The 11,603-nt window shown below is 43.5% G+C and carries 9 protein-coding genes; 7 read left to right on the top strand and 2 right to left on the bottom strand.

Annotated elements, in window-relative coordinates:
• Window positions 1–21: 21 nt before the first annotated feature.
• Window positions 22–276 (bottom strand): MbtH family protein, encoded by a 255-nt coding sequence (locus WDV75_RS02575; protein ID WP_189759889.1) that lies wholly within the window; start codon window positions 274–276, stop codon window positions 22–24.
• A gap of 46 nt (window positions 277–322) precedes the next feature.
• The gene (gene fes / locus WDV75_RS02570) at window positions 323–1,627 is read right to left on the bottom strand and encodes an enterochelin esterase (RefSeq protein WP_189759890.1); all 1,305 of its coding nucleotides are present in this window, start codon (window positions 1,625–1,627) and stop codon (window positions 323–325) included.
• A gap of 308 nt (window positions 1,628–1,935) precedes the next feature.
• On the opposite strand from fes, the gene WDV75_RS02565 reads away from it, so the two are divergent.
• The 7 genes from WDV75_RS02565 (at window position 1,936) to ppnN (ending at window position 11,582) form a co-directional block, all read left to right on the top strand.
• Window positions 1,936–4,122, top strand: coding sequence for a TonB-dependent siderophore receptor (locus WDV75_RS02565; protein ID WP_273557875.1), 2,187 nt, complete (start codon window positions 1,936–1,938; stop codon window positions 4,120–4,122).
• 221 nt (window positions 4,123–4,343) lie between these two features.
• Window positions 4,344–5,534, top strand: coding sequence for an isochorismate synthase (locus WDV75_RS02560; protein ID WP_273557874.1), 1,191 nt, complete (start codon window positions 4,344–4,346; stop codon window positions 5,532–5,534).
• Window positions 5,531–7,153 (top strand): (2,3-dihydroxybenzoyl)adenylate synthase, encoded by a 1,623-nt coding sequence (locus WDV75_RS02555; RefSeq protein ID WP_273557873.1) that lies wholly within the window; start codon window positions 5,531–5,533, stop codon window positions 7,151–7,153. The genes WDV75_RS02560 and WDV75_RS02555 overlap by 4 nt, the downstream gene beginning before the upstream one ends.
• Before the next feature lie 20 nt (window positions 7,154–7,173).
• Window positions 7,174–8,052, top strand: coding sequence for an isochorismatase family protein (locus tag WDV75_RS02550; protein WP_273557872.1), 879 nt, complete (start codon window positions 7,174–7,176; stop codon window positions 8,050–8,052).
• On the top strand, window positions 8,049–8,813 hold the full coding sequence (dhbA, locus tag WDV75_RS02545; RefSeq protein WP_273557871.1) for a 2,3-dihydro-2,3-dihydroxybenzoate dehydrogenase: 765 nt from the start codon (window positions 8,049–8,051) through the stop codon (window positions 8,811–8,813). Before WDV75_RS02550 ends, dhbA begins: the two co-directional genes overlap by 4 nt.
• Window positions 8,814–9,255: 442 nt before the next feature.
• Window positions 9,256–10,101: an NADPH-dependent 7-cyano-7-deazaguanine reductase QueF gene (queF, locus tag WDV75_RS02540; protein ID WP_189759895.1), complete on the top strand. Its 846-nt coding sequence runs from the start codon at window positions 9,256–9,258 to the stop codon at window positions 10,099–10,101.
• A gap of 113 nt (window positions 10,102–10,214) precedes the next feature.
• Window positions 10,215–11,582 (top strand): nucleotide 5'-monophosphate nucleosidase PpnN, encoded by a 1,368-nt coding sequence (gene ppnN / locus WDV75_RS02535; protein ID WP_273557870.1) that lies wholly within the window; start codon window positions 10,215–10,217, stop codon window positions 11,580–11,582.
• Window positions 11,583–11,603: the final 21 nt, after the last annotated feature.

The following is an 11,603-nucleotide window of genomic DNA, read 5'->3' as shown; positions in this document are numbered from 1 at the left end:
CAGGTTAAACCATCAGCATTATCAGTTTGATTTATCTGTGGTTCGCGCAGATGGTTGACGCAGATCGAAATTGCGCAGACTAGCCGGACGCATATCCACCCAATGCTCTTCTATGTATGCGATACAAGCGGCCCGTGAATCTGGGCCAATAACCCGCTCCCAGCCGGCGGGTTGTGCGGCAAAAGTCGGCCAAAGGCTATATTGTTGTTGATTATTTATCAGTACATAAAAAGTGGCTTCGTCATCATCAAAAGGATTCTTTTGTTCCAAATTCATTTTTAATTCTCATCAATTCTTGGATTACAATAATCGGTTTTTCATATCATTTTTTAGCCAGTAACCAACCAAGGCCATCAAATAACCCACCACGCCAGCACAACACATCGTGTCCACCATTAAACACGCGATAATTCACGTTGTGCCCCGCCCCTTGCAACGCGGCATACATTTGATCATTGACAAAATGGATATCTGCTTCACGGGAACCCGCTTCCTGAAAAATTTTTAACGACGAAGGAATAACTTTTTGCCCAAGAACCTGCTGTGTCAGCCAACCTGGTTTATGGTCAGAAGATGGCATAAACTGCCGAACAATTTTGCTATCAGGCCACCAGAAAGATCCTGACTGTGTGAGAACACAACCAAAACGTTGTGGCCAATGGAGCGCGGCATACAATGCCGCCAGCCCTCCGTAACTCTGTCCTGCTATCACTGTTTGTGCAGGATCATCGCTAAAAGCTACATACTGTGCGACAAGCGGCAGCAATTCATCCTGAATCGCTTGCCAAAAATCGGGATTGCAGGGAAGTTCCCGCTCTCGATGCGGCATATCAATAACATCAATCAACAGCCAAACCGCCTCTGGTATCTGCTGTTTTTCAGTTGCTACCTCAATCACCGGAAAAACTGGAGTTCTTTCCGCCCAAGTCAACCCATCCAGCAGAATGATAAGAGGACGGGAGGGGGCGGTTTCTTCCCCTGTGGAATAAAGCCAAACACGCCTTTGATTGTTAAGCCGATCACTGTGCCAGTGCAAAAGCAAAGGCTCACGTTTATCCGGCTGCGCAGTATGATGTGGACGGCTCCCATCAATTAATGACCATGCGGTCTGTGCAGGTGCATGGGGCATATGGATCGCCGATAAAGGCAAACCAAGCCCATTACGATGACATTCCTGTAGATTCAAAGGATCTGAAATAGATAATGGAAAGAGTGAAATCCACCATTCACGTTGCTGTTGATTACGTTGCTTGATTTCGTCTGAAAATTGAGGGGGCAAATGTGCGTCAGTCACGGGTATAAATCGATAACTTCCTCTCCAGTTATCTTCAAGATTCACTGACCAATACCAGATATCCGTTTCAGGCAATCGTTGTAGACTCTGAGGTTGCGGACAGTGATGATCAGTGATGCCATTGATATCGATGTAGACTTGGCGAAAAGGTGAATTTTGTTCGTCCCCATTAGGATCTCGCCAAAAGAAGGTTGTTTTAACTTGATGATTATTCGTAATTTCTATAATGGGTGTTCCCAAAATAGCAATATTTTTCCACCACAACTCACTGCCAACATGACGCGCAGCTAATAAATGAGCTGCCGTACCTGGTGGCTGAAAAACTAATGTCATCCCTTTATCCCCTTCAAAAAAATCCGCTCACAAATGACATATCCATTTGATACACCACACCAGCAACGATCCTAGAAAATAAAAACGATTATCATTCACCAATGATATTGATAATGATTTTTGTTTGCAATATTATCCAATTTATTTTATTAATCTTAATCACTGGCTAACAGAGTTAATGGAGCATTATCAGGAGTAACGAGGCAGGAGGCCCTCACTATTCAGCTTAGCCATAGTGGTGTCGCCTTAATTATCAATTTGATTTTTATCAATTATTTTAAAAGTATCTATATTGAGAGATGAAATCCATGGTATTGCCTAGCAAGAATAAGATATTGAAAACCGCAAAAAGAACAAATAGAAACTATAACTATAATAAATTATTCTTATCGCTTACTTCTGTCTTACTGTTATCTCCCTATGCCTCAGCCAATAATGGGACTTCCAATAACAGCGAAGATACCTTAATCGTCACAAGCAAGACGGAAGGGTATTCTGGAAAAAACATTGTAGAATCAGACAGTGCCGCAGGCACCAAAAGCCTCACTCCGCTTATCAAGACTCCCCAGTCAATCAGTGTCATCAATCGCGCACAAATAGAAGCACAAGGCGCAACGAGCGTTGCCGATGCCCTGAATTATTCAAGTGGCGTTGTGACTAACTACCGCGGCTCTTCTAACCGTAATGACGAAGTGATTACCCGTGGTTTTCGTTACGCGCCTAAATTCCTTGATGGCTTGAGTTATGGTAATCAGCTCGATCCTTGGCTATTGGAACGTGTAGAGTTAGTGCATGGGCCGGCATCTGTGCTATATGGTCAGGTCAGCCCTGGCGGCTTGATTAATATGACAAGCAAAAGGCCCACAGCAGAGGCCATTCGTAAAGTCCAGATGAAAGCAGGTAACCGGAGCCTGGGTGAATTAGCCTTTGATTTTGGTGGGGCATTGGGTGATGACATTCCCGTTCTTTATCGTTTAAATGGTATCGTCAGCACCCAAAAACAATTTGTCAAAGATTATAAAAAAGAGCGAATTGCCATTGCTCCAGCTCTGACATGGATACCAAACGACAATACGACCTTCACGTTGCTGAGCAGTTATCAGTACGATCCCAAAGCGGGATTCCGTAATTTCTATCCTAAAAAAGGCACCGTAACATCTGTTCCCAATGCGGGCTATATTCCCTACAAGATGAATCTCAGTGAGCCTTCTTTTAATCAGTCCAGACGGGAACAATCCTCTATCGGCTATATTCTTGAGCATGACATTAATGATGTTTTCTCTTTCCAACAAAACCTGCGTTATTCAAGAGCAAATGAACGTTTTAAGCTTTTCGTTTATGTATCGGATGTAAAAGACCTACCAACCAGTATCCAACGCCGTCCACAGAGGGAATACAACAAAACGCAATCATTTAATGTGGATAATCAGCTGAAGGCACTATTCTCAACCAGTAACATTGATCATAACGTTATTAGTGGAATCGATTACAAATGGGCGGATAGCCTTAGCAAAAGATGGTATAAAAGCGGTAGTCAATACAACTTTGATTGGTCAAATCCAGTTTGGGGTATCCCCGTCAATGAAAATGAGTTATCTCTTTCTTTAAATGACAAAAAGAAACTTTACCAGTTAGGTGCTTACGTACAAGACCAACTCAGTTGGGAAAACTGGAATTTAGTTCTGTCCGGCCGTTATGACTGGACTGAAACCAAGCAACAAAACCTGCTCAAAAACACCTCAACAACACAAAAAGACCGTGCATTCACAGGACGTGCGGGTTTGTTGTATGCCTTTGATAACGGCATTTCGCCTTATATCAGTTACAGCACCTCCTTTGAACCTAACTTGTCTCAAGGAGCACCTGGTACACCGGCATTCAAACCTACAACCGGTGAACAAACTGAAATCGGGATTAAATTCCAACCCAAAGATAGTGATACGCTGTTAACACTTTCTCTGTTCGATATCACCCAGAAAAACGTAACCACCCGTAACCCAGTTACCCGTTTTAGCGAGCAAATTGGCAAAATTGGTTCAAAAGGAGCAGAGGCTGAAATTCATTCCCAAATCACACCAGAAATTAACCTGATAGCAAGTTATACCTATACAGACACTAAAACTAAAGACGATAGCAATACTTCACGTATTGGCAAAAGAATCCCTTCAGTGCCTGAACATGCAGCTTCTGCCTGGGGGAGTTATAGCTTCACGCAAACCGCTCTGAAAGGATTCACTCTGGGAGCCGGGATACGCTATACAGGATCGACTTCCGGTGATTATACAGAAACATTCCACGTCAAGCCCTATACCCTCTATGACTTGATGGCGAAATACAATCTTGGTGAAGCTTCCCCACAGTTAAAAGGCGCGAATGTACAACTAAACGTGAATAACCTGACCAATAAACGTTATGTTGCTTCATGCTCAAATGTAGAAGCCTGCTTCTACGGTAGCGGGCGCAGCATCGTTGCCACAGTGGAATATACTTGGTAAGACAAAACTTTACTCCAGTGGCATAAAGCAAACGCTTTTGCCGCTGTGAATTGCGTCTATACCAATCTAACTTCAAGGTGAACATGTGATTTCTCCCCGCGAAACGGGGAGAAATCAGGTTTCATAGCGTGTTGTAAATTGCAAGTTGAAGTTTAATGCGTCTATCAACATTAATACGTATTAAATTGACTTTTTTTATTAAATAGTAACAGGGAAATATCGTGCTTAAGTTAATGACTGAATATCACACATCCGAATTATCGGATTTTAGTTGTGATGATTTTGTGTTCCTATCTTCAAATAAAAGCCTACATGCACGAGGACGTTTTGCCAAAGTAACCACTCCCGCCAATCATTATGATGATATTGATAATCTATTAAGTGACCATCTATCTCAATTATTCCTTCAAGCTCAACAGGCTGGAATTAAAAATCCTATTGCAGTCGGGGCAATCCCTTTTGATAAACGCCAACCTTCTGCCCTCTATATACCTTATGAATACCGTTGGCTGGAACAGGAAACCGCGCATTTTTCCACTCGATCCTCTATGCCACCGTTAAAAATGCAACAGTGGTATTTATGGCCAGAAAAAGAAGAATTTTGCCAGATGGTTTCGCAAGCTGTTGACGCCATCCATCATGGCTTGCTTGATAAGGTCGTCCTTTCGCGTCTACTGGATATTGAATTTGCTCGAAAACCTGACTCTATTCAGCTTTTTACGCAGCTTAATGCCCAAAACCCTTATAGCTACAACTTTCATATTCCACTAGAAAACAGCACGTTAATTGGTGCTAGCCCAGAACTTCTACTACGTAAACAGGGTAATACCCTTATTTCTCAACCACTGGCAGGCTCGTCACGCCGAAGCCACAATATTCTGGAAGACAGTGCGTTGCGTCAATCACTACTCCATTCAGCTAAAGATCACCATGAACATCAATTCGTGATTGATGCAATCCGAACGGCGCTCACTAAACACTGTACTGAATTGATGATCCCAGACTCTCCGTCAATATTCAGCACGCCTTTGCTTTGGCACCTCGCGACAGAAATACGCAGTGAATTGCGCAATAAACACACTAATGTCCTCTCCGTTGCTGGCTTACTTCATCCAACTCCAGCACTTTGTGGAACACCGAGAGAACGAGCATACGAACTCATCGCTCAGCTCGAACCCTTCGAGCGCAACTATTTTGGCGGTATTGTCGGTTGGTGTGATGCTAAGGGCAATGGTGAATGGGTTGTTACCATTCGCTGTGGTGAATTATTCGAAAACCATATTCGACTCTTTGCCGGAGCCGGCATCGTTGCTGACTCACAACCCCATGCTGAATGGCAGGAAACAGGGGTGAAACTGGGCACCATGCTACAAGCTCTAGGATTATCTGACAGTAAGGAACGTGTGTTATGAGTATTGAGTTTAATCGCTGGCCTGAAACCTTATCACAACGCTATCGCCAGCGCGGTTATTGGCTTGATCTTCCCCTTTGCGACATACTCAGGCGTCATGCTGACAACGAAAATATTGCTCTGATTTGCTCATCTCAACAATATACTTATCGCCAACTCAATCAACTCGCGGATAATCTGGCCGCTGCCCTCAAGCGCCGCGGTGTTCAGCATGGACAAACCGCATTAGTGCAATTAGGGAATATTGCAGAATTTTATATCACCTTTTTTGCTTTGCTGCGTTTAGGCGTGGTTCCCGTCAATGCCCTATTCAGCCACCAACGGAGTGAACTATTCGCTTATGCCGAGCAAATTAAACCATCACTATTGATCGCAGACCGTAGCCATACACTCTTTTCTGACAATGCTTTTATTCATGAACTGCATAGACATTACTCTTCACTGACACACATATTCCTGCGGGGAGATAGCGACCGTTCGATAGATTTAACGACATTGATTAATGAAAAAGAAAACACTTTTATCGCGACGCCCACTCCAGCCGATGAAGTCGCTTTTTTCCAACTATCGGGCGGGAGTACAGGTATGCCAAAACTGATCCCCCGAACTCACAATGATTACTACTACAGCATTCGAGCCAGCGTTGATATCTGCCATTTCAATCCTCAAACATGCTACTTATGTGCTCTTCCTGCCGCACATAATTATCCGATGAGTTCACCAGGCGCATTAGGGGTTTTTTATGCTGGAGGTCAAGTGATTATGGCCAATGATCCCAGTGCATCAAGTTGCTTCCCGTTGATTGAACAATATCGGATTAACGTTGCTGCTTTAGTTCCTCCTGCGGTAAGCCTGTGGCTGGAAGCTATTGCTCTGACAGGAGATAAATCACCTCTGGACAGTCTGGCGTTATTGCAAGTAGGAGGTGCCCGCCTGAGTGAATCGCTGGCACGAAGGATACCTTCAGAATTAGGTTGTCAACTGCAACAGGTATTTGGCATGGCCGAAGGATTAGTTAACTACACACGTTTGGATGATGACCAACAAACTATTTTCACTACTCAAGGTCGCCCGATAAGTGATGATGATGAAGTGTGGATCTCCGACAGCCTGGGTAATCCACTACCTCTCGGTGTTCCTGGTTTGCTGATGACTCGTGGACCTTATACGTTCCGTGGATACTACCAAAGCCCTCAATATAATAATCAAGTGTTTGATAAAAATGGTTTTTACTGTTCGGGTGATTTAGTCATTCAAACAGAGAAAGGTTATCTAAAAGTTGTAGGCAGGGAAAAAGATCAAATTAACCGTGGTGGCGAAAAGATTGCGGCAGAAGAAATAGAGAATTTACTGTTACGCCATCCACTGGTGATCCATGCAGCACTGATCGCCATCCCTGATTCAATCATGGGAGAAAAGAGCTGTGCCTATGTCGTCACCCGCAAAGAGGTAAAATCAGCCGTATTACGTCGCTTTTTACGCGAGCAGGGTATCGCGGATTACAAACTTCCCGACCGCTTTGAAAATATGCCTTCCCTTCCCATGACGCCAGTCGGAAAAATCGATAAACAAAAATTACGTCACATCGCACACAGCACGTTAATTCATACAGCACCTTAAACGTATCACAGAGGGACAAAATGAGTATTCCAACACTGAATGATTACCTTCTTCCCACTTCTCAAGCATTACCAACCAATAAAGTGAATTGGCCATTTGATAGCGAGCGTGCCGCCCTACTCATTCATGACATGCAAAATTATTTCCTCAATTTCTGGCAAGCTGACAGTCTGCTCGTCAAGCAGGTTGTCAATAACATTGTGCATCTAAAAGCAATGTGCAAAAAACAGGGAATACCGGTTTTTTACACCGCCCAACCTAAACATCAGGACGATGCAGAACGTGGTTTGCTGAATGATATATGGGGTGCGGGGATAAATCGGTATCCTGAGCAGCAAAGCATTACTCCTGTGTTGACGCCCGAAAGCGATGACACTGTATTAATAAAATGGCGTTACAGTGCCTTTCAACGTTCAGATTTGGAACAACAGCTGAAAGACATGGGGCGTGATCAATTAATTATTTGCGGTATCTATGCTCATATTGGTTGCATGATAACGGCGACAGATGCTTTTATGCGTGATATCCAGCCTTTTTTTGTCGCTGATGCACTGGCAGATTTCAGCTACGATGAGCACATCATGGCATTACATTATATTGCCGGCCGCTGTGGTCGTGTACTAACGACAGAAACATTACTCAATGAAATATCTCCGCAACCTGAATGGACTCGCGAACGTCTCCGCGCTGAAATTTTACCGCTGTTGGATGATGACTGTGGTGATATTGATGATCATGAAAACATGCTGGATTACGGTCTTGACTCAGTAAACATAATGTCACTGGCAGCACGCTGGCGCTATGAAAACCATAATATTGATTTTATCTCACTAATGAAAACCCCAACGCTGGCAAATTGGCTCAGTTTGCTGACGGCTAACTCAGGATCAAAACTATGAATATAGCTTTTGATTTCAGCAATAAACATGTTTGGGTGACAGGCGCCGGCAGTGGTATTGGTTATCACATTGCCAGCCGATTTAGTCAGGCCGGAGCGAAAGTCATCGGATTAGATCTGGCATTTCCCGCTTCTGCTCTTCCTTTTACTGCTTATAAGTTAGATATCAGTGATCCTATCGCCGTAAGTCAGCTTTGCCGTAAATTACTCGTAGCAGAACCTCACCTGGATGTATTGATCAATGGTGCTGGTATTTTGCGAACAGGACGAACAGAAAACCTGAGTTGGGAAGATTGGCAACAATGTTTCAATGTCAATGCTGGTGGCGCTTTTAACCTCTTTCAAGCCGTAATTCCACAATTTCAACAACAACGCAGTGGAAACATCGTTTCTATTTGCTCTAACGCTGCTCATGTTCCTCGAGTTGAAATGTCGGCTTATGGTGCTTCTAAAGCGGCAATGCGTAGCCTGTGCCAAAGCGTTGGGCTTGAATTGGCCCCCTACGGTGTGCGTTGTAATCTGGTTTCTCCTGGTTCAACGGATACGCCTATGCTACGCAATATGTGGCAAGGCGCTGCAACTACAGCCAGGCAAAATATCATTAATGGTTTTCCTGACCAATTTAAGTTAGGTATTCCTTTGAAAAAAATTGCCCTACCGGAAGAAATTGCAGATACAGTTCTTTTTCTTGCCTCAGATCTCGCCAGCCATATTACCTTGCAGGATATTGTTGTTGATGGTGGAGCAACGTTGGGTTGTTAATAATTGGGTTGTTAATAAATAGCAAGATATATACCCATCTCACTTCAAGATGCATATTGTTTCTCCCCGCGAAGCGGGGAGAAATCAGGTTTCATAGCGTGTTGTAAATTGCACCTTGAAGTTTAATACGAATAGAAATATACCCACCTCATTTCAAGAAACAATGAGTTATGCTGTCTGACTAATGAGCAACTTGAAAGGTAACGCGTATATATCTGCTATTTAAGTGCAATAATCTTGCCCTGAATTCACTGATTACCTTAATAAAATCAATCAATAACGTCGGCTTGATAGTCTGGTAGCTGGTGAATAATTCACAATAAAAATAAGAATAAAAACCATCAATATTTCTTGATATAGTACAGATGATTTTAGTCACTAAGACGCTCTTTGTCGTAAAGACCATCCCGATCATAAGATTTTTCAGCCCGAAGGAATCCTAATGTCTTTATATCAAGATAATCATGCACTTTCCCAACTCACATTGGGTAAACCAACCCCCTACCGCGATAACTACGATCCGACTTTATTACAAGCGGTTCCCCGCAGTATGAACCGAGAACCACTTGGGCTGTTTCCTGATAATCTTCCTTTTCATGGTGCAGATATCTGGACAATGTACGAACTCTCCTGGCTCAACGCACGTGGCGTTCCTCAAGTTGCCATCGGTCACGTCAGCTTGGATGCGGCCAGTGAAAACCTTATCGAATCAAAAAGCTTTAAACTTTATCTCAACAGCTTTAACCAAACTCGCTTTGCTGATTGGGAAACGGTACAAAAAACGTTGCAACAAGATTTATCTGCCTGCGCCAATGGCAATATTGAAGTGGTTCTGCATCCCCTGCACGATTTCAGCCAACAGCCAATTGCCGAATTTGCTGGAAAATGCATCGATAATCAGGACATTGAAATTGATGATTATCAATTCAGTCGCGATTATCTTAACAACGCAGCCACTGGCCCTGTCGTTGAAGAAACCCTGGTTAGCCATTTGCTAAAATCAAATTGCCTGATCACCAACCAACCCGATTGGGGATCGGTTATGATCCGCTATCAAGGCCCAAAAATCGATCAGGAAAAGTTATTGCGCTACTTAGTTTCTTTCCGGCATCACAATGAATTTCACGAACAATGTGTTGAGCGTATTTTCAATGACTTAATGACATTATGTGCACCTGAAAAACTCACCGTTTATGCGCGCTATACCCGTCGGGGAGGATTGGATATCAATCCGTGGCGCAGTAACGAAGTGTTTATTCCAGCAAGAGAAAGGTTAGCCCGTCAATAATCGAAATAACTTGGATGAGTGACCGCTAGCTAAACTGTGAATAAAGTCAGTTATACCCAATAGGGTATAAATCATTACTGAGGAATCCCCACAAGGGGTAAAAGGAGTCATTCTTGATTACACATGTCAATCCATTAGGATCAATGGATTTACTCTCTCAGCTTGAAGTAGATATGCTCAAGCGTACCGCAAGCAGTGATTTATACCGCCTTTTCCGTAATTGTTCACTGGCGGTTCTTAATTCAGGTAGTCAAACAGATAACAGTAAGGAATTACTCTCAAAATATCAAAATTTTGATATCAACGTACTGCGTAGAGAACGTGGCGTAAAACTGAAACTGATTAATCCCCCCGAAGAAGCCTTTGTCGATGGTAAAATCATCCGTTCCCTGCAAGCCAATCTTTTTGCAGTGCTGCGCGATATTTTGTTTGTCCACGCGCAAATTACCGATGCACAAAAAAGACATCATTTGGATATGGGAAATGGTATGCACATTACCAATACCATTTTCTCCATCCTACGCAACGCCAAGGCACTGCATATCTCAGAAGATCCTAATATGATTGTTTGTTGGGGCGGCCATTCCATTAATGAGAAAGAATACTTGTATGGACGCAAGGTAGGCAATGAGCTTGGATTACGTGAACTGAATATCTGTACGGGTTGTGGTCCTGGTGCAATGGAAGCACCGATGAAAGGCGCCGCAGTGGGACATGCCCAGCAGAATTACAAAAAAAGTCGTTTCATCGGCATCACCGAACCTTCAATTATTGCGGCAGAGCCACCTAATCCGCTGGTGAATGAACTCATTATCATGCCTGATATTGAAAAACGTCTGGAAGCCTTTGTCCGTATTGCCCATGGCATCATTATCTTCCCTGGCGGAGTGGGAACGGCAGAAGAATTGCTGTATTTGTTGTCTATCCTGATGCATCCTGAAAACAAAGCTCAAGTTCTGCCGCTGGTTCTGACTGGGCCCAAAGAGAGTGCCAATTACTTCCAGGTGCTGGATGAATTTATCGTTAATACCCTAGGGGAGCAGGCTCGCCATTACTATCGCATTATTGTCGATGCCCCTTCAGAAGTCGCACGTATAATGAAAAAAGCCATGCCGAAAGTCAAAGAAAAGCGCCGCGCAACTGGAGATGCCTATAGCTTCAACTGGTCACTGAAAATCAGCTCTGATCTACAATCGCCATTCATACCAACCCATGAAAACATGGCTGACTTGAATTTATACCCAAACCAGCCAGCGGAAAAACTTGCCTCAGCGCTACGGCGCGCATTTTCTGGTATTGTGGCAGGTAATGTTAAAGAAGTGGGTATCCACGCTATAGAAAAACATGGGGTATTCAAGCTCCACGGCGATGCAGATATCATGCATCGCATGGATAACCTCCTGCAAGATTTTGTCGAGCAAGATCGCATGAAACTTCCCGGAGGCGCTGCTTATGAACCCTGTTATGAGATAATCAAATAAATCGCGGGTCCTTTTTCTCAA

Origin of the sequence: Xenorhabdus griffiniae (assembly GCF_037265215.1) — a bacterium.
Classification (GTDB): Bacteria; Pseudomonadota; Gammaproteobacteria; order Enterobacterales; family Enterobacteriaceae; genus Xenorhabdus; species Xenorhabdus griffiniae.
Note: the sequence above shows the minus strand (reverse complement) of the source record. Positions and strands in the feature narration are given on the sequence as shown.

Bases quoted from the DNA above. Each gene is read 5' to 3' on its own strand.
- queF (WP_189759895.1), top strand. From the start codon at position 9,256: ATGTCTTTATATCAAGATAATCATGCACTTTCCCAACTCACATTGGGT.
- WDV75_RS02555 (WP_273557873.1), top strand. From the start codon at position 5,531: ATGAGTATTGAGTTTAATCGCTGGCCTGAAACCTTATCACAACGCTAT.
- dhbA (WP_273557871.1), top strand. From the start codon at position 8,049: ATGAATATAGCTTTTGATTTCAGCAATAAACATGTTTGGGTGACAGGC.
- WDV75_RS02565 (WP_273557875.1), top strand. From the start codon at position 1,936: ATGGTATTGCCTAGCAAGAATAAGATATTGAAAACCGCAAAAAGAACA.
- fes (WP_189759890.1), bottom strand. From the start codon at position 1,627: ATGACATTAGTTTTTCAGCCACCAGGTACGGCAGCTCATTTATTAGCT.
- WDV75_RS02550 (WP_273557872.1), top strand. From the start codon at position 7,174: ATGAGTATTCCAACACTGAATGATTACCTTCTTCCCACTTCTCAAGCA.
- WDV75_RS02575 (WP_189759889.1), bottom strand. From the start codon at position 276: ATGAATTTGGAACAAAAGAATCCTTTTGATGATGACGAAGCCACTTTT.